The 15,872-nt window shown below is 66.7% G+C and carries 21 protein-coding genes; 17 read left to right on the top strand and 4 right to left on the bottom strand.

The annotated features are described in order from the left end of the window. Positions 1-6 precede the first annotated feature (6 nt). The 4 genes from Q0D75_RS12125 to Q0D75_RS12140 are packed head-to-tail and all read left to right on the top strand — an operon-like array spanning position 7 to position 4,946. A complete protein-coding gene (locus tag Q0D75_RS12125) occupies positions 7-1,089 on the top strand; it encodes a hypothetical protein (RefSeq protein WP_291053737.1) in 1,083 nt (360 codons plus the stop codon). Then, positions 1,082-1,750 (top strand): hypothetical protein, encoded by a 669-nt coding sequence (locus Q0D75_RS12130; RefSeq protein ID WP_291053739.1) that lies wholly within the window; start codon positions 1,082-1,084, stop codon positions 1,748-1,750. The genes Q0D75_RS12125 and Q0D75_RS12130 overlap by 8 nt, the downstream gene beginning before the upstream one ends. 23 nt (positions 1,751-1,773) lie before the next feature. Next, the gene (locus Q0D75_RS12135; RefSeq protein ID WP_291053741.1) at positions 1,774-2,265 is read left to right on the top strand and encodes a hypothetical protein; all 492 of its coding nucleotides are present in this window, start codon (positions 1,774-1,776) and stop codon (positions 2,263-2,265) included. A 2-nt stretch (positions 2,266-2,267) separates the two neighbouring features. Beyond that, entirely contained in the window at positions 2,268-4,946 is a 2,679-nt protein-coding gene (locus tag Q0D75_RS12140) for a right-handed parallel beta-helix repeat-containing protein (RefSeq protein WP_291053743.1), read from the top strand. 155 nt (positions 4,947-5,101) lie between these two features. Here the strand turns inward: Q0D75_RS12140 and Q0D75_RS12145 are convergent, their stop codons facing one another. After that, the gene (locus Q0D75_RS12145; protein WP_291053745.1) at positions 5,102-6,271 is read right to left on the bottom strand and encodes an acyltransferase; all 1,170 of its coding nucleotides are present in this window, start codon (positions 6,269-6,271) and stop codon (positions 5,102-5,104) included. 83 nt (positions 6,272-6,354) lie between these two features. Between Q0D75_RS12145 and Q0D75_RS12150 the strand changes: the two genes are divergently transcribed. The 7 genes from Q0D75_RS12150 (at position 6,355) to Q0D75_RS12180 (ending at position 9,133) form a co-directional block, all read left to right on the top strand. Beyond that, a complete protein-coding gene (locus Q0D75_RS12150) occupies positions 6,355-7,368 on the top strand; it encodes a hypothetical protein (protein ID WP_291053747.1) in 1,014 nt (337 codons plus the stop codon). 28 nt (positions 7,369-7,396) lie between these two features. Next, complete coding sequence (locus Q0D75_RS12155; protein WP_291053749.1) at positions 7,397-7,708, top strand: hypothetical protein; 312 nt, start codon at positions 7,397-7,399, stop codon at positions 7,706-7,708. Then, entirely contained in the window at positions 7,705-7,905 is a 201-nt protein-coding gene (locus Q0D75_RS12160) for a hypothetical protein (protein ID WP_291053751.1), read from the top strand. The genes Q0D75_RS12155 and Q0D75_RS12160 overlap by 4 nt, the downstream gene beginning before the upstream one ends. Continuing rightward, entirely contained in the window at positions 7,902-8,318 is a 417-nt protein-coding gene (locus Q0D75_RS12165; RefSeq protein ID WP_291053753.1) for a hypothetical protein, read from the top strand. Before Q0D75_RS12160 ends, Q0D75_RS12165 begins: the two co-directional genes overlap by 4 nt. Continuing rightward, the gene (locus Q0D75_RS12170; RefSeq protein WP_291053755.1) at positions 8,315-8,626 is read left to right on the top strand and encodes a hypothetical protein; all 312 of its coding nucleotides are present in this window, start codon (positions 8,315-8,317) and stop codon (positions 8,624-8,626) included. The genes Q0D75_RS12165 and Q0D75_RS12170 overlap by 4 nt, the downstream gene beginning before the upstream one ends. Before the next feature lie 64 nt (positions 8,627-8,690). Continuing rightward, entirely contained in the window at positions 8,691-8,945 is a 255-nt protein-coding gene (locus tag Q0D75_RS12175) for a hypothetical protein (RefSeq protein ID WP_291053757.1), read from the top strand. 23 nt (positions 8,946-8,968) lie between these two features. Continuing rightward, positions 8,969-9,133, top strand: coding sequence for a hypothetical protein (locus Q0D75_RS12180; RefSeq protein ID WP_291053759.1), 165 nt, complete (start codon positions 8,969-8,971; stop codon positions 9,131-9,133). Between the two features lie 6 nt (positions 9,134-9,139). Here the strand turns inward: Q0D75_RS12180 and Q0D75_RS12185 are convergent, their stop codons facing one another. Continuing rightward, entirely contained in the window at positions 9,140-9,454 is a 315-nt protein-coding gene (locus Q0D75_RS12185) for a hypothetical protein (protein ID WP_291053761.1), read from the bottom strand. 111 nt (positions 9,455-9,565) lie between these two features. On the opposite strand from Q0D75_RS12185, the gene Q0D75_RS12190 reads away from it, so the two are divergent. Together Q0D75_RS12190 and Q0D75_RS12195 are read left to right on the top strand one after the other, a co-directional pair. Next, positions 9,566-9,808 (top strand): hypothetical protein, encoded by a 243-nt coding sequence (locus Q0D75_RS12190; protein ID WP_291053763.1) that lies wholly within the window; start codon positions 9,566-9,568, stop codon positions 9,806-9,808. A 399-nt stretch (positions 9,809-10,207) separates the two neighbouring features. Further along, a complete protein-coding gene (locus tag Q0D75_RS12195) occupies positions 10,208-10,378 on the top strand; it encodes a hypothetical protein (RefSeq protein ID WP_291053765.1) in 171 nt (56 codons plus the stop codon). Between the two features lie 37 nt (positions 10,379-10,415). On the opposite strand, the gene Q0D75_RS12200 is transcribed toward Q0D75_RS12195, so the two are convergent. Both Q0D75_RS12200 and Q0D75_RS12205 read right to left on the bottom strand, forming a co-directional pair. Further along, positions 10,416-10,937 (bottom strand): cupin domain-containing protein, encoded by a 522-nt coding sequence (locus Q0D75_RS12200; RefSeq protein ID WP_291053767.1) that lies wholly within the window; start codon positions 10,935-10,937, stop codon positions 10,416-10,418. Further along, on the bottom strand, positions 10,930-11,211 hold the full coding sequence (locus Q0D75_RS12205) for a tautomerase family protein (protein WP_291053769.1): 282 nt from the start codon (positions 11,209-11,211) through the stop codon (positions 10,930-10,932). The genes Q0D75_RS12200 and Q0D75_RS12205 overlap by 8 nt, the downstream gene beginning before the upstream one ends. Positions 11,212-11,419: 208 nt before the next feature. Here Q0D75_RS12205 and Q0D75_RS12210 point away from each other — a divergent pair, with 208 nt between their 5' ends. The 4 genes from Q0D75_RS12210 to Q0D75_RS12225 all read left to right on the top strand — a co-directional run bounded on the left by Q0D75_RS12210 (position 11,420) and on the right by Q0D75_RS12225 (position 15,837). Then, positions 11,420-12,109 (top strand): helix-turn-helix domain-containing protein, encoded by a 690-nt coding sequence (locus Q0D75_RS12210; protein ID WP_291053771.1) that lies wholly within the window; start codon positions 11,420-11,422, stop codon positions 12,107-12,109. Between the two features lie 193 nt (positions 12,110-12,302). Next, positions 12,303-13,322, top strand: coding sequence for an alpha/beta fold hydrolase (locus Q0D75_RS12215; RefSeq protein WP_291053773.1), 1,020 nt, complete (start codon positions 12,303-12,305; stop codon positions 13,320-13,322). Positions 13,323-13,517: 195 nt separating this feature from the next. Beyond that, on the top strand, positions 13,518-14,708 hold the full coding sequence (locus Q0D75_RS12220; protein ID WP_291053775.1) for an acyl-CoA dehydrogenase family protein: 1,191 nt from the start codon (positions 13,518-13,520) through the stop codon (positions 14,706-14,708). A 103-nt stretch (positions 14,709-14,811) separates the two neighbouring features. Then, positions 14,812-15,837 carry a PhnD/SsuA/transferrin family substrate-binding protein gene (locus tag Q0D75_RS12225; protein ID WP_291053777.1) on the top strand — a complete coding sequence of 342 codons (1,026 nt, stop codon included), beginning with the start codon at positions 14,812-14,814 and terminating at the stop codon, positions 15,835-15,837. Positions 15,838-15,872 lie beyond the last annotated feature (35 nt).

Genomic DNA, 15,872 nt, shown 5'->3' on the forward strand with positions numbered 1-15,872 from the left:
ACCCCGATGGCCGGATGGTCCTTGACCGTGCACGATGCCAAGACCGGCGCGCACAAAACGTCTGTCGAGCCGGCGGACTCGGCATGGTCGACCGCGATCGCCCCGGATGGCACCACCACCGAGACGTTCATCGTCAACGACGCTGACGCACCGTGGCCGCCCGGGCGCGTCGACGATCTCTTCCTGCCCAACGACCGCCTGCTGGCGCGCTGGTGGGGCGATCACTGCATGTACGCGCAGAAGGTCGAGGACTACGCCTACGAGAAAGACACAGGCAAGGTGACCGTCACCACCGTCGACCTCATCACCGAGGCGGAGTGGCGGCTCCTCGGCGGCGTGGACGGTGCCGAACCGGGGAACGAAGTTCCCCCGCTGGTCGTCACGAACCAGTCACCGCGCGCAGCGATCGGCGCAGCATTCGCGCGCATGATGCAGTGGGACGAGAAGTGGCACTACCCGATTGACGTGCCCGGGGCCGAGGCTGGCCCGATCTCGGGGCAGTGGGAGTTCCTGAAGAAGTACCGCATCTCCGACGTCATCCAGCAGATCTCAGAGCGCGCCGGTGTCGAGGTCTACCTCCGCCCCTACCGGACCAGCGACGACGGAGTGCGGTTCGCGGTCGAGGTCGCTCAGGCGATCACGGTCGGTACGTCCAGCATGAACCTCGCCGCCGACGATTGCCCGATCAGCGCAATCACCTATCGGAAGAGCGGAAGCCGCCAGGTCACTGGCCTACTCGGTGTCGGCAACGGAACCGGCGAGGAGCAGGAAACCCGCTGGCAGGGCCGCGCCCCGTACCTCATCCCGATCCGTGACACCAAGCAGTCGTTCCCCGATCAGACCGGTGACGACCTGCAGCAGGCCACGGACACCTACTACGAGGCGAACCGACTCCCGATCGCCCAGTGGTCGGTGGGCGCATTCACTATCAGCGACGACTGGCCACCTTCTCACGCGGCACCCGGTCGCCGATGGCTGGTCGAGTCCCACGGCGACCCGGTGATCCCTGACGACGTGCACCCGCTGCGGGTCATCAAGGTGTCCGGCGGGAACGGCTACCAGCTCAAGACGGAGGTCCAGAGTGGTTGACCTCACCGATGTCGCCGGGTGGATCAAGCGGATCGTGTACCGCCTCGACCGCATCGAGGGCGGCTGGCTGCTCGAGAACGCGTCCATCACCAGAGGGCGGGTCCGGTTCATCGGCGGCCTGCTGCAGGGCATGGCCGGCGCCGTCTTCGAGTGGATCGGCACGTTCAACCTGACGGGCGCGTTCACCGCGATCGGTTCGAGTATCTTCCGCGGCCCCGTGTCCATCACCGGGGAGACCGGGACGCTCGATGTCGAAGCGGACGCCTCGTTCGGTGGCGATGTCGCGATCACGAAGACGCTCGATGTCACGGCAGAGACGACGCTCCGCGAGCTCGTGTCTCTCCTTTCCGACATGCGCGTCGTGGGCGGCGGCAAGATCGACCTCGGCGGCATCACACTCGAGCCATCTGTCGTAGGTGGCGGTGCGATCAACTTCAACCCCACCGGCAGCATCTTCGCTGGCCTGGGCAGCCTCGGCATGATCTCACCGGATCTCACCGTCATGATCACCCTCGCGGACGGGCGCGCCACGGTTGCCGGCGACCTCAGATCCGCCGAAGGCCTGCAGGCGATGAACCTGCCAAACCCGCCGTCAGACACTTCTATGTTCGTCGCGCTCGTCGATGAAGACGGCAACTTCTACCGAGGCCCCGCAGCCTGACCACCTAACTCTTGGAGGATCTCTTGGCGCTCGAGACTGTGACCGGGTTCATCACATCATTCGCCCGCAACACCGACCAGCTCCCTGGGTTGCAGTTGGCGTTCGTTCCGACCGGCAACGGTGTGCACGGGGACCACCTATTCGTCACGCGGGAGGTGCCGGCGACTGTCACCCAGTCGACGGGTGCGTTCACGGTGCAGCTCGAGCGCACTGACGAGATCTATGGCGTCCCGGACGGGTCGCTGCGCTACTTCCCGCGTATCACGTGGCAGAACGGTGTCGGCCGTTTCATCTCCCAGGACTTCGTGAACTGGCGGGTTCACGTTCCTCTCGGCGGCGGAACCCTCGAAGAGCTGCTTGATGCCCCCACCAACGCGGACTCGCTGTATTGGTCCTACGCGCCCACCTACGCCGCACTGGTGAAAGAAATGGGAACTATCTCGATCGGCACTTGGATCTACTGGGCAACCGCCCCCGAAGACGCTCCTGATAACTGGTTCGAAGTGGAGGCCTGAGCATGGCACAACTCGTCGGCAAGGGCCGCATCGCGCTCGCAAACGATGACGTCACCGAAGGGCTGATCAAGAACCCCACGAAGACTCGGCAGGCGATCCGCGACGAGGTCAACCCTCTCGTGTCGGAGGCGCTCTCTGACCCAGAGCTCACGACGATCATCACCGGTGTCGTCGACGACCGTGCAGACACGGCCGTCTCGGCTGCGCTGGAAACGCAGCTCGATCCCGCCGTCGCGCAGATCATCGAGGATGCCTACTTCCAGCCGGGCACCGCCGACGGGCTCGTGACGATGCCGAACGGGTCACAGCCTGGCCGCCTCTTCGGCATGCGCTACTCCATCGACCCTTCGGCGATCGCGGCCGGTACGGCATCGTTCAACGGGCTCGCCGCAATCACGGGCCCCGGCGCTGATGCTCGAGCGATCTCGGTGCGCTTCCCCACGGGCACAGGAGGTCAGTGGGGCAACAGCCTCACCCCTGGCTTCCAGCGTCCAACGGGCGGCTCCGCCATCGTTATGCCCCTCATCGATGTCGGGACCGGTGACGGGGTGTCTCGTTTGCGCGTGGGCGGTCTTGCAACCACGGGCGTGCAGTCCTCCATGGGTGGCATCGTGGGCTGCCGCATCGCGACCAACGATGTCCGTTTCTTCCGGTGGGTCATCACCTCGGCCGGTGTTTACGCACTCACCCGTTGGGAAGGCACTAGCTTCTCCATCGGTGCGTTCACCACGCTCTGCGTGACGAATGTGGTGCCGAAGGCCAACGACCTGGTCGACCTCGGCTACGCGCGTGCCGACGGCATCCTGTCGCTCAGCATCAACGGAGCCCTGGTCGCATTCGTGCAGGTTGCCGACGCAGTCAAGACCGCTCATGCAGCGGCGAACTTCGCCGGCATGTGGGCCAACGGCACGCTGCAGGATGGGGCGAAGCTCGGCGGCTGGCAGTGGCTGGCCTGGTACGACTCGCCCACCGGAACCGTAGATCGTCAGCTTCCTTCGCTGGGGGCGGATGGTCTGCTGTCGTCGTTGGTGCGACTCGCGCCGGAGACGAAACGGTCAATCATCGGCCCCGTCTTCGATATCCGCGATTACGGCGCGAAGTGCGACGGGATCTACCTCACCGACGTGAATACGTACGCCGGGCAGGCCTACGTCCAGTCGCCGACCTACGCGTTTACATCGGCGGACATCGGCAAGCGGGTCGCCGTGATGGGCGCTGGACCCGTGCTGGCGAACAAGAACGACGGCGTGTGGATCGGCACCGTCCTGTCTTTGTCGGGCAGCTCCGCGGTCCTCGACTCCAACGCGACCACCTCCGCCACCGGACTCCGAGCGATCTTCGGTACCCCTGACGATCAGGCCATTTTCCGCGCACAGGAAGCAGCGGTCAGCCTTTCTTCTTTCTCGAAGGGCGGCACTGTCTACTTCCCCGCAGCGCGGAGCATCGTCACCCTGCCGCTCAAGGTGAAGAACTACGTGAGCTGGGGAGGTGCCAGCCGGGAGCGGTCGTGGGTGCACGTCATCCAGGACACCGGCGGCCTGCCTTACGTGGCGGGTGAGTCGGACTGGCTCACGTGCGCCGGCCGTACAGCGGACGACCCGCTGATCGGTGCCGACTTCCACGACTTCGGCATCAACGCTGAGGCTCACATCCATACGGGCGGATACGGGTCCGCGATCAAGCCGCTGAACATCTACTACGTGCAGCGCTGCTCGATCTACAACATGAACGTGTGGAACACCCCAGCGACCGCGATCCCGTTCGATCACTCGTTCGACCAGTGCTCGATTCACGACAACGTGATCCTCTACCCGGGACGTCTCGCACCTTCCGGCGTGGGGCCGGGCGGGTCGGGGATCGGTGCGGGCACGAAGGCGACGGGCGCGACCGAGCCGACGTTGATCTTCAACAACACGATCATCGGCCGACAGTCCGCGACGAACATCACGAACGGGCACAACGGGATCTTCACCGAGGGCCAGACCGGCGCGAACCCCGACCTCGGCACCCCGGGCTACCGGATCGTGAACAACGTCATCATCGGGTTCTACTTCGGGATCTCCGACGCAGGCTCGAACGGGACGCTCATCAGCGGCAACCTGGTCGTCGGCTGCTCGAGGGGCATGCGGGTGAGCGTCACGACGCTGCCGGATTCGTACCCGGGCCTGAACACCACCATCGTCAACAACATCATCATGGGCTGCACCGGCCCGGGTGAAAACGATGGGGTCGGCCTCACGATCTCCACGGCGAAGCTCGCGGACTTCCCGAACGTGCGCCGGAACCTTCACCTGATCATCCAGGGCAATCAGATCATCGACAACAAGTCCTATGGCATCGCGATCACCGCCTCCTGGGTGGACATCGAGGGGCTGATGATCACGGGGAACCAGATCCTTCGCAACGGGAAGTCCGGTGTGTGGCTGCGCACCTCCGACGGCGCAAAGATCAAGGAGCTGATGCTGAAGGACAACATCATCGCTTCCAACGGCAAGCGGGGCATCGTCGGCGACCGTGCGGCGATCCTCGTCGCGGTTGGCGCGGTGCTGATCGGCGGCTACCTCCAGTCCCGGAGGGGCATCTTCGACCTTGCTGACACCCCTACCCAGCTCGACACGGTGGTGACGACGGGGGCGACGCTCACGAACGTGGAGAAGGACCCGGTGCCCGTCCTTTGGTGACTGCCGTGCAAAGGTACCGAGGATGAAAGGACGGGTGGGGCGGCGATTACTACGTCGCCCCACCCCCGATGCAATGCGGGCTGTCTTAGACCGCCGGCTCGGCGCTGATGCGGCGGTTGGGCAAGCCTCGAGGCCGGAGCCTCCTTCGCCGTCTGTCAGGGGGTTGAAACTGGTCGGACGATTGTGTCTTCGCCCGCCTTGTCGGCGAGTGCGCGTTTCTGGTGACTGGTGATGAAGTGTCTCTCCACAAGCCAGAAGAACCCGTACGATGCAGCGACCGCGATCGGGATCACCACGAGGACAAGCACAAGCCAGTTCGCGAGGGTGGGGAGCTCGAGCGGCAGCATCAGGATGTTCGCCAGAGCGAGAAGCGGGGAGTGGATGAGGTAGATGCTGTAGGAGAACAGCCCGAGGAACACCAGTGGTCGCCACTCGAGAATGCGCACTCCGAGGTTGGTGCGCCCGGCCAGCTTCGTTTGCCCCATTGCGACGAGGCCGAGGGCGATGCCGGCTCCGGCGAGTGTGTCGGAGATGATCTGCTCGTGGCGGGCGTGTGGAGTGTAGGTGAGCTGCCACGCGACGGCGATCAGGAAGAGGCCGATGCCTGCCCATCCGAACCAGTGTGACGGGATGCGTGGTGTCCCACGGACGGTGTAGAGCGCGGCCATCATTCCGAGTGCGAAGAGGCCGATCATCCAGTAGTTCGCTGGTCCGACTCCGGGGAGAGCGTAGGAGAGGGCGGGGCCGAGTAGCAGGGCGACGACCAGCATCACCCACGGGTTGAGCCAGCGGCAGAGCGGCAGGAGGATCAGCGGCATGATGAAGTAGATGTGCCACTCGGTCGCCACCGACCAGGCGGGTCCGTCGATCTGGTAGATCCAGTCGGCCCTCCAGTTATGGATCAGCAGGAAGTGGGAGACGACGCCCCAAGGGGTGATCGGCACCTTGTTGTCCCAAGCGGTGTCGTGGCCTGTCTGCAGCGCGGGGATGACGGCGATCATCACGATGAAGAGGATGAGGGCAGCGTAGTAGGGCGGGAGGATTCGTTTCCCTCGTCGCCAGATGTACTTCCAGAACCCGCCGCGAAGCTCGAAGTTGGCGGTGCGGGCGACGGGGAGCATCAGTACGTAGCCCGACAGTGTGATGAAGATGGGCACCGCGTAGTTCCCGATCTCCATCAGCTTCGCGATGATCGGCAGGTTCTCGTCGGCATCGCCGAGGTGACCCGTGAACGTCGTCGCGTGTAATACCGCGACCGTCAGCGCGGCGAGTGCTCGCAGCCCATCGGCGAACTCGAATTTGGGACGCGCCCCCGCTTTATCCACTCGTGAACCCTACCGGTATTCGACACCCGTGAACGACCGGACAATCGCCCGCTTCGGCGGGCATTCGTATTTAAGGAGCACTCATGACTCTTGTCGACGGCAGCAACCTCTCCACGTGGGAGGGTGGTCTCTTCGACCGCGACAACGAGAACTCTGTCAGCCTCCTCTACCGGCTCCTGTGGATCTTCACGCAGCTGCGCGAGGAGGGTGTCGACGTCGGCCTGAACGAGGCTGGGCGCCCGTTCGGCTCGTTCTCCGACATTGCCGTGGGCCGCAACGGGCAGAGCGCCTCACAGACCGCCTCCGGCCGCTCCACGGTCTGCTACCAGTACGGCCGGTACCTGCTCTACGTGGCGACCGGCGGAGCTCAGGGCACCCCCTCAGCGGCGAACCCGTACGCCGGCCAGTACGCCTCGAAGCACACCGTCGGCGTGGCCGGCGACATCGACTGCGACAGCTACAGCCGCCTCGACTACTGGGCCGAGCGCGCCGGCATGAAGCGCACTATCTCATCGGAGATCTGGCACTACGAGATCTACCGCAACCCCGACGGCGACATCGACTTCTCGGCCTTCTCGAAGGTCGTCCATGCCGTCTTCGGCCGTACCAGCACCGCAGGCGAACACACAACACCGATCCAGGGAGACGACATGTACGACGCCGCCGCACGCGAGGAGCTCATCGGCACTCGCATCGACAAGACCATCGTTCCGCTGCTGCGCGCCATCCTCGCGGCGCTCGGCAACGACGACGCCCAGGTGGAGCGCATCCTCAACGCCATCCGGCGCGAGGCCCGCCCCCGCCAGTACCGCCGCACCAAGACCGGCGAGATCGCCGCGATCGACACCGACCAGGGCTTCTACCACTCGTTCGCATCGCTCGCGGAGCGAGAGAACTGGATGCGACTGCAGATGGTCGCGCCCGAGAACGCGCTCGAGTGCTCTGAGGCCGACTGGACCCTCCTGATGGACGAGGTCCAGGGCAAGCTCCACACCCTCGTCTCGGCTAGCAGCGAGCCCATCGACCTCGGCACCCTGGTGCCGACGGACGAGCCCACACCCGCGCTCGATGCATCCGCTCCCACGGCAGAAGCCTGACCCTCTCCACCCTGAGAGGGGGTAGCAGGTGACTGCACTCATCATGGCCGCGCTCGTCGCCGAGGGTGCCGACCCAGTTACCGCGCTACTTACGCGCGACTGGGCGGCCCTCGGCGGTTGGTCGCTCTTCATCGGGCTCTGCCTCGCCGTCGTCCTCGGCGCGTTCCGCGAAGGATGGGTGCCCGGCGCCCGATACCGACGCCTCGAGGCATCCGCGAAGCTCCTCGCCGAAGCCAACGTCGAACTCACGAAGCAGAACGGGCAGCTGATCACGGCCAACGAGATCACGAAGCACTTCTTCGAAGAGACAACCCCGAAGCGCGGGGAGGTGTCCACGTGAGCATCTTCACCCGCAAGCCGCGGCACCCGCGCATCGACCCGGACGAGCTCACCGCGCAGGCCGACGAGTCCATGCGACGCGTCGCCGCACAACAGCCCCACGTCAACGCCCTCACATCCTGGCTCGAAGCCCGGAAGGACCAGAACGGTTTCGGTGAGGACTTCGAGTACACCCTGCGCCCCAAGGAGGCCCGATGACCGACCTCTTCGCCGAGATCAACCCGATCCTGTGGGTGGCCTCGAACCTGCTCGTCGCCTACATCGCGGTCGTGCTCGTCATCTTCGTGGTCGGCTACTACGCCCTCTTCGACCCCGGCGCGACGACCGCGGGCAAGTTCGTGTTCCGGTTCGCCGTGTCCCTCATCGGCGTCGTCGGCCTCGTGTTCATCAGCCTCTTCATCGACCCCCGTACCGGCCGCGAGTGGTGGATCTACCCGGGCGACGTACTCCCGTGGCGGCCGCTCGTCCGCGCGATCGCCTACACGTACGTCGCATACACCGTCACCGCCCTGGTGATCCTGCTCGGCCTCCGCAAGTGGCGGCCACACCTTCTTCGCACCGCCCCCGACCGTGACCTCGTAAAGGTCCGCAACCCCAAGGAGACCCCGTGACCCACATCGACACCACCACCGTGCCCACCATCTGGTTCAAGACCCAGCGTGCCCTCCGCACCGGCGTCCAGGCCCTCGTCGTCCTCGTGCCCGTCGCGAACCTCGGCGCCGGCATCGTCCTGGAGGTCCTGAAGGGTCAGGCCGACTTCGTCATCCCCGGCTGGATCTTCGTAGTCCTCAACGGCATCGTCGTCGCGACGGCGCTGCTGATGGCGCTCGTCGCCCGGCTGATGGCCAACCCGGTGGTGAACGCGTTCCTCACCCGGTTCGGACTGGGCAGCATCCCGAAATCCGCGATCAACTCCTGACCCACCCGCATCACCACCGAGCCCCCGGCTTCTCTTCGGAGAGGCCGGGGGCTATTCTGCGTTCATGACCACAGACCGATCAGACGAGGGCGATCTGGACGACAACCTCCATCTCTTGTACGAGAACGCGCGCCGCATGGAAGCAGCCAACGAAGTGATCACGCAGTCGCAGATCAAGCACGGAATGGAGCCCTACGGCTCGATCATCGTCGTTGATGGTCCGGATGACCCGGTCAATCAAGCGATCGAAGACGTGCGGGAGGCCATCAAGCGGCAGACCGAGATAATGGCGCTCTTACCCAAGCGGCTTACCGAGTAGAGACCTACCCGCACCTGATGCGAGTGACCATCTCTCTCGAAGTCGACACCGTCGACCCGGCTCGATACCGCGCGGCGCTCGAAGCGACAGGCAACGATCAGACCATCTCCGACTTCGTCACCAATGCGCTGTCGGCGATCGATTGGCGAGCCCTTGGGCTAGACGTGACCTACGTCTCTAACGAGTGAACCCCCTCACCGGTAGATCGCCTTCTCTGGGCTCATGTCGACCGACGCGCCGCGGGTCTGGATGATATTGCTGCCAGCATTTGCGACCGCATGCCGATGCGCGGCCATCGCCGCGTCTTCAAGTTCCCGGTAGTAGCCGTCGCTGAGGAGCCGGCGTCTGTTCGGGTCCGAGTGCCAGGTCACGACCCGCCACCGCGACACAGGCTCGCCCTCGAGCATTACGTCCACCCAACGGATGATCGCGTACGGCTCTTTCGTGCCCGGCCGGGGGAAGATCAGCTCGGCGGGCAGCAGGCTGTCGACGGGGTGCCATTGGGCCAACGGGTGCTCCTCTCAGATGGGAGCGCGCCGGCCCGCGCAGTGGTCATCGTAGACAGCACCACCGACGACACGCCAAGATGAGAGCCCACGACGACACGAACTGGAAGCATTGTGAATACAGAAGAGACCTACGCCGCCGCCATCCAGAACGGCGTCGGAGTTGGGCAACTGACCACCCTCACCATCGAGAACGGGACACCCCAGGAGTACGTCAAGCAGGCCACTAGCGGACCGGGCTTCACCTATTTCCGCGCCGTAGACGCAAAGACGCGCCCAGTGACCTACGTGCAGATCCGCTCGCTGCCAGAGACGGTGGACGAAGACGACCTGACCGTTATCGAACCAGCCAGATAGACGCGCGACACCAGAAGCGCTCCACACCAGCCATCACGGCGGTGTGGGGCGCTTCTGGTGTTGTAGGCGGTTGCCTGCCAGGCCACCCAGATCCGGTACCTATTCGGTACTTTGACTCAGAGGAGAACGGACCCTGCCCGACCTATTCCGAACTCACATCTGTGACGTGGCGCGGATGTTCGATCCGATTGGAGCTTCTCCAACTTCCTCGAAACATGAACTCCGTATCAGTGGGTTCTCGGTTCAAGTCCGAGGGGGTGCACCACTCCCAGCAGAAGAGGGCCCCGCTCACGCGAGCGGGGCCCTCTTCGTATGCCGAGCGGGCTCGCTCGGCGAGTGCCGAGCATCCGTTCACGTGTTCGAAACGTGCCGGTCCCACGGCGGGTCTACCGTGGGCACATGCCTTCGACGTCGAGACGTCGCTCAAGGCGACGCAGCAGCCGCTACTACCCCGATCCGCGCGCCGAGAAGCTCAAGCGCTGGGGCATGGGGGCCTTGATCGTGCTGATCGCCATCGTGGCCGCGGGGCTGGCCTGGGCCGCGATGTTCGCCGATCGCACGTTCGCCTAGCCGGGAGCCTCCGCGCGGGCCAGGCGTCGACCCCGGGTCAGGCCGGATCCACGAAGTGCACGCCCCACTTGTTCGAGGCGGCGAGGATGCGGTCCATGTCGGGCGGGCCCGCCATACCCGGGGCATACCAGAGGTCGGTGACGTCGCCGATGTCCTCGAAGAAGTTGTCGAGGCCGCCCGGCGTCGAGACCACGAACACCTTCGACTGCGTGAGGCCCACGTTCTTGAAGGTGTGCACCACGGATCCGGGGATCGAGGCGATCGAGCCGGGGCCGCCGGTCACGATCTCCGGGCCGTCGTCGGTGACGTGCATGAACTGCACCTCGCCCGTGAGCACGTAGAACAGTTCAGCCTGCGGGTGGTGGTGCGGGGGAGGCCCGCCGTTCGGCGGCGTGAGCTCTTCGAAGGCGCAGAAGAGGTTGCCGGTCGACGAGGAGGGCACCTTGATGGTGACCAGATCTCCGACGACGGTGCGGGCGGGGCCGACGGACTCGCCGTCGAGGATGTGCCCGAACGGCATCGCCAGCGGCGTTCCGACGGCGAACGCCGCGTCAGACATCGGCGGTGACCTTCTCGGCCGGCGCGATGGCGGATGCGGGTTCGCCCGCGGCCTCGTTCCCCGCGGCGATGGCGCCGAGCACCAGCTCGGTGGTGATGCGGTCGCCGCCGCCGCCCCAGTCGCCGCTCTCGACCTCGTTCAGCAGCACGGTGACGAACGGCCGAACGCCCTCGCCCTTCACGGCGACGACCGCGTTCGTGAAGCCCGCGATGAGCTCGCCCTTCTCGGCGGCGTCGTAGGTACCCGCGACCACGGTGGCGTTGATGACCGGCATGGTGTCTCCTTCTGGTGGATCGGATGGCTGGTCCACCGGGATCGGAGACGGAGCGTCGCCAGCCCGGATCGAGCTTGTCGACGAACATACACTGCGCGTTCGAGACGCTACAAGAGGCGTGATTCCGCGGGTGTTACAGTTGTGTTTCCTCATCGTCGCCAAGGTCGATCCGCCTTGTCGCCGATTCGTCCACGGCGCGGAGGTGCTCATGCAGCACGACGACACACTCGAGCAGGCGACTGCGCTCACCGGGGAGCCCGTGACGGATCGCTTCGCCGCCAAGTTGCGCGCCCTGCGCGCCCAGCGCGAGTGGTCGCTCTCCCGCCTGGCCGCTGCCACCGACCTCTCGAAGGCCTACGTGTCCCGGCTCGAACTCGGCGAGCGTCAGCCCTCGCTCCCGGCGCTGGTGGCGCTGGCCCGCGCCTACGGACTCAGTGTCGGCGACCTCGTCGACGAAGAGCCCCTCTCGGAGAACATCACCCGCACGGGCTCGTTCGACTGGAATGCCGACGGGGGCACCCCGTACGGGCGCCTGGTGGGCGGCAGCGGCGTCATCGACGCCGACTTCTCGTTCGACGGCCGCACCCTCGCCGAGGGATCGAGTCCTGAAGAGATGGTGGCCTGCGCCCAGGCGGCCTGCGCGGCGATGAGCCTCAACACGCTGATCACGGCGGCCGGCTACGAGCCCCGCGCCATCGGCACCCGGGTCTCGGTCACCATGGAGGTGTTCGACAACAGCTCGGGCATCCTGCAGTCGATCGACATCGAGCTGCGAGCGGATGTGCCGGGAATGAGCGCGACTGAGTTCGGGCAGCTCGCGCAGCGGGTCTCCCGCAACTCGACCATCGCGAAGGCGCTCGCCGTCGACATCCACATCGGGTCCACGCTCGTCGGCTGAGTGCGGCCTACCGCTCTGTCACCAGTCCGTGACGACAGAAACGCAACTGTAACAAACGCTTAACAAGCCCGTGCCTCGAGCGGGTATTCCTCGGCTGTAGTGTCGTCGACAAGCGAGATCTAGGTTGGCGACGATCGTCCTCCGGCCGGGCTCGCGTTCCTGTCCCGCAACGACGACGCCGAACGGATTCCGCATGGATCGCTCGACCGCTCCGGATGCTCGAACGGCGCCCCACGAGCGCCCCGACATGGCCGCCGCCACGGTGCGCAGCGGTCAGTTCTGGATCCCCGGCGACGTCAAGCAGGTCGGCATCACCGTGCAGAGCGGCCCCATGTACGTGTACTGGGAGGCGCCCGAGGTCGTCACCCGCCGGTATCCCGTGATCTTCGTGCACGGCGGGGGAGCGCAGGGCACCGACTGGCTCGGCACCGTCGACGGCCGCACCGGCTGGGCCCGCCGCTTCGTGGAGGCCGGCTTCGCGGTCTACGTGATCGACCGCCCCGGACACGGCCGCTCCGCCTTCCACCCCGACGTGATCGGCGCGATGGGGCCGCAGTTCGGCTACGAGCCCGCCGCCGGCCTGTTCATCGAGTCGGCCACGGACGAGCCGCACACCGCCTGGCCCTGGGGATCGGCTCCCGGCGACCCCGAGATGGATCAGCTGATCGCCTCGGTGGGTCCGCTGCCCGCCGATCTCGGCCTGAGCCAAGAGCTCGACGCCGACCGGCTGGCCACGCTGCTGGACCTCACCGGCCCCGCCGTGCTGGTGACGCACTCGGCGGGCGGGCCTTCGGGCTGGCTCACCGCGACCCTGCGGCCCGGGCTCGTCAAGGCGATCGCCGCCATCGAGCCGATGGGGCCGGCGTTCGCCGAGTTCCCCGGCCTCGGCACGCTCACCTGGGGCCTCACGACGGCGCCGATCGCCTACGACGCGGCGTACGAGACATCCGACGCCGTGGTCGCCGCACCGGCCGCCGAACGCACGATCGCGGCGCTCGCGGGCCTCCGCGTGGCGGTCTTCACCGGCGGCAGCTCGCCGTTCTCGTCCGTCGCACCCGAGGTGGTCGCGTTCCTCGGTCACGCAGGTGCGAACGCCGAGCGGGTGCACCTGCCCGACCTCGGCATCCACGGCAACGGCCACGGACTGATGCTCGAGCAGAACTCCGACGACACCGTGCGCCCCGTCATCGACTGGCTGGCCGCACAGCCCTGATCCGCCCGGCCCATCGGCTCCGCCGCAGCATCCGCTCCACCGCTCGACCCGCTCCACCGCTCGACCCGCTCCACCGCTCGACCCGCTCCACCGCTCGACCCGTTCCACGCACCGCCCGCTCCGCCAGCACCGTCTGCTCCACAGCACCGCCTGCTCCGCCGCCCCGCCCGTGCCACCGAACGAGAGAGAGCCGCCATGCCGGTCCGCACCGCACCCCGCAGCACGCTCCACGTCAGCGACGACTTCGAGCCCCTGATGGAGCGCATCGACGCGATCCTCCCGCTGATCGCCGAGAGCGGCGCCCAGAACGACGTCGACGGCCGGCTCACCACGGAGGTCGAGCGGGCGCTCGCCGCCACCGGCGTCTACGGGATGACCGTTCCCCTCGAACTCGGCGGCTACGAGTTCTCGCCGAGCCAGGTCATCCGGGCCGTCGAAACGATCGCCCGGGCCGACGCTTCCACCGCCTGGGTCACCATGGCGCTGCAGATGGAGACCGGCAGCACCGCCGCCTACCTCGACCCCGAGGCGGCGCGCGCGCTCTACGCCGACGACTTCCCGCTGCACGCCGGCCAGGGCACCAAGCCCGGCATCGCGGTGCCGGTGGAGGGCGGGTATCGCCTGTCGGGCTCGTGGTCGTTCGCCTCGGGGATGCCCCACGCCAGCCGCCTGCAGACCGCGGCGATCGTGCGCGAGACCGGGGAGTCGCTGATGATCACGGTGCCTGTCGCGGCCTCCACGCCGATGGACAACTGGGACGTGATGGGGCTGAGGGCCACCGGCAGCATCGACTACGACCTCGACGACGTGTTCATCCCGGCCGAGCACGTCTGGCCGGCCGCCACGATGGAGCCGCGCACCGGCGGCTCGCTCTACCGCATCGGCATCGTGAACCTCTCCGGCCTCGGCCACGCCGGCTGGGCGCTGGGCGTGGCACGGCGGATGCTCGACGAGATGGCCGCGCTCGCCCGGCAGAAGACGGGCTCCCGCGGCGCCACCGTCGACTCCGCCCAGTTCTCCGCCGAGTTCGCCCAGGCCGAGGCGAAGGCCCGCTCCGCCCGCGCCTGGTTGCTGGAGGTCTGGGCCGACAACGAGGCCACCCTCGATGCCGGCCTCCCGCTCAGCACCGAGCAGGAGACGCTGATCCGCCTCGCCCTGAACAACGCCACCTGGATGGCCCACGAGGTCACGATGACCGTCTACAAGTGGGCCGGCACCGCGGCGCTGCGATCGGGCACCCTGCAGCGCTACTTCCGCGACATGAACGCCGGCACCCAGCACGTGACGAGCGGCCCGGGAGTGCTGCAGGGCTGCGGGCAGATGCTCGCGGGCCTCGCCCCCGGCATGCGGTGGATGTTCCTCGATCTCGTACCCGCATCGGCCTGACCCGAACCGCCCGCCCGACCCGAACCGCCCGCCCGACCCGATCCGCCCCATCCGCATCACCTCACCCGTTCCATTCGCAGCACGACGAACCAAAGGACGCACCATGAGAATCCGCAGACTGGCCGCCTCGGCCGCAGTGCTGGCCACCGCCCTCGCCGTCGGACTGACGGGCTGTGCCACGTCGTCGACCGCCGACACCGAGTCCACGAGCGACGCCTCCGGCGAGACGCAGTCCATCACGGTCGGCATCGACATCCCGTTCCACCCGCTCTACGCCTATCTCGCCGCCAAGAGCGACGAGATCTTCGCCGGCTCCGGCTACGACATCGACTTCACGGTGCTGGATGCCACGACCCTGGTGCCGAGCTTCGGCCGCGGCGACATCGACATCGTCACGACGGTGCCCTCGTTCCAGCCGCGGATCAAAGACCAGTACGGCATCGACACCCAGTTCTTCTATCCGATGGCCCGCTGGACCCCGGGCTCCGAGCTCTACGTGGCCGGGGACTCCGACATCCAGTCGATCGAGGATCTCAAGGGCAAGAAGGTCGCCATCCCGCCGCTGGCCACCCGCTTCGGCGCCGAGCAGGCCGCCGTGCTCGCCAGCACCGGCGAGACCATCCAGGACTACTTCGAGCTGACGGAGACGGATGCCGCCGCGCAGGAGCTGACCCTCGGCCGGGCCGACGCCGCCTTCATCGAGGCCCCCGCCACGGCGCCGCTGATCGAGGCCGGGTTCCGCCCGGTCTACAACGTTCAGACCGCGTTCGAGGAGGCGTTCGGCGACCCGGCCGTGCTGAGCGGAGGGTTCATCGCCAGCAACGAGTTCGCCGAGGCCAATCCCGAGGTCATCGACCTGATCGTGAAGGCCACCGGAGATGTCTGGAAGCAGTTCCAGGACGATCCCGACTCGGTGCTGAGCGTCGCCAGCGAGGAGACCGGCATCCCGGTGGAGCAGCTCGAACTGGTCTCGCAGATCCTGAACCTCGCCGACATGCCCGACGACCAGAAGATCGTCTCCGAGACCGACGTGGCCACCTGGAGCGCGATCTTCCCGCTGCTGGTGGAGGCCGGCTTCCTCACCGAGGAGCCCTCCGACCCGGCATCGATGTTCATCGTCACGGAATGACCGCGATGACCTCGACCATCGAACCCGTGGTGGGT

The organism is Herbiconiux sp. (assembly GCF_023264855.1).
In the GTDB taxonomy this organism is placed as follows: domain Bacteria; phylum Actinomycetota; class Actinomycetes; order Actinomycetales; family Microbacteriaceae; genus Herbiconiux.

Coding starts and splice junctions, on each gene's coding strand:
- Q0D75_RS12125 (WP_291053737.1), top strand. CDS start 7: ATGGCCGGATGGTCCTTGACCGTGCACGATGCCAAGACCGGCGCGCAC.
- Q0D75_RS12140 (WP_291053743.1), top strand. CDS start 2,268: ATGGCACAACTCGTCGGCAAGGGCCGCATCGCGCTCGCAAACGATGAC.
- Q0D75_RS12150 (WP_291053747.1), top strand. CDS start 6,355: ATGACTCTTGTCGACGGCAGCAACCTCTCCACGTGGGAGGGTGGTCTC.
- Q0D75_RS12165 (WP_291053753.1), top strand. CDS start 7,902: ATGACCGACCTCTTCGCCGAGATCAACCCGATCCTGTGGGTGGCCTCG.
- Q0D75_RS12175 (WP_291053757.1), top strand. CDS start 8,691: ATGACCACAGACCGATCAGACGAGGGCGATCTGGACGACAACCTCCAT.
- Q0D75_RS12195 (WP_291053765.1), top strand. CDS start 10,208: ATGCCTTCGACGTCGAGACGTCGCTCAAGGCGACGCAGCAGCCGCTAC.
- Q0D75_RS12200 (WP_291053767.1), bottom strand. CDS start 10,937: ATGTCTGACGCGGCGTTCGCCGTCGGAACGCCGCTGGCGATGCCGTTC.
- Q0D75_RS12205 (WP_291053769.1), bottom strand. CDS start 11,211: ATGCCGGTCATCAACGCCACCGTGGTCGCGGGTACCTACGACGCCGCC.
- Q0D75_RS12210 (WP_291053771.1), top strand. CDS start 11,420: ATGCAGCACGACGACACACTCGAGCAGGCGACTGCGCTCACCGGGGAG.
- Q0D75_RS12215 (WP_291053773.1), top strand. CDS start 12,303: ATGGATCGCTCGACCGCTCCGGATGCTCGAACGGCGCCCCACGAGCGC.
- Q0D75_RS12220 (WP_291053775.1), top strand. CDS start 13,518: ATGCCGGTCCGCACCGCACCCCGCAGCACGCTCCACGTCAGCGACGAC.
- Q0D75_RS12225 (WP_291053777.1), top strand. CDS start 14,812: ATGAGAATCCGCAGACTGGCCGCCTCGGCCGCAGTGCTGGCCACCGCC.